A 331-nucleotide genomic window follows, 5' to 3' on the forward strand; every position below is an offset into this window, starting at 1 on the left:
AGATACCCGGCCGCGACGACCGCGAAGCCGGAAAATCTCTTCCCGGTGCGCCACATAGAGAAGAGTTGGGGGCGAACCGGCACGCAGTGCCATGTCCCGGTAGTCAAGGCCAGCTATCACCGTCTTGCCCGTGCCGGTGGCCGCGACGAGCAGGTTGCGGTGATGACCACGCGCGCGCTCAGCGTTGAGGCCATCAAGCATCCTCGCCTGGTGCGGATACGGGTGTACGTCCAGACCGCTGAGGCCGATGCGGTCCCCGCGGTCTGTGAATGATCCCTGTCGCAGTTCGCGGTCGAGGCGCTCGGCGTCCCGCTCCGGGTCGTAGGGCTCA

General features: G+C 66.5%; 1 protein-coding gene. It reads right to left on the minus strand.

Going from position 1 to position 331, the window contains the following annotated elements; translation table 11 throughout:
• Positions 1-201 (minus strand): DEAD/DEAH box helicase family protein (locus KVS67_RS14170; RefSeq protein WP_254629360.1); only part of this gene is annotated, 201 nt, incomplete at its 3' end.
• Positions 202-331 lie beyond the last annotated feature (130 nt).

The organism is Micrococcus sp. GbtcB5, assembly GCF_019091605.1.
Taxonomy (GTDB): domain Bacteria; phylum Actinomycetota; class Actinomycetes; order Actinomycetales; family Micrococcaceae; genus Micrococcus; species Micrococcus luteus.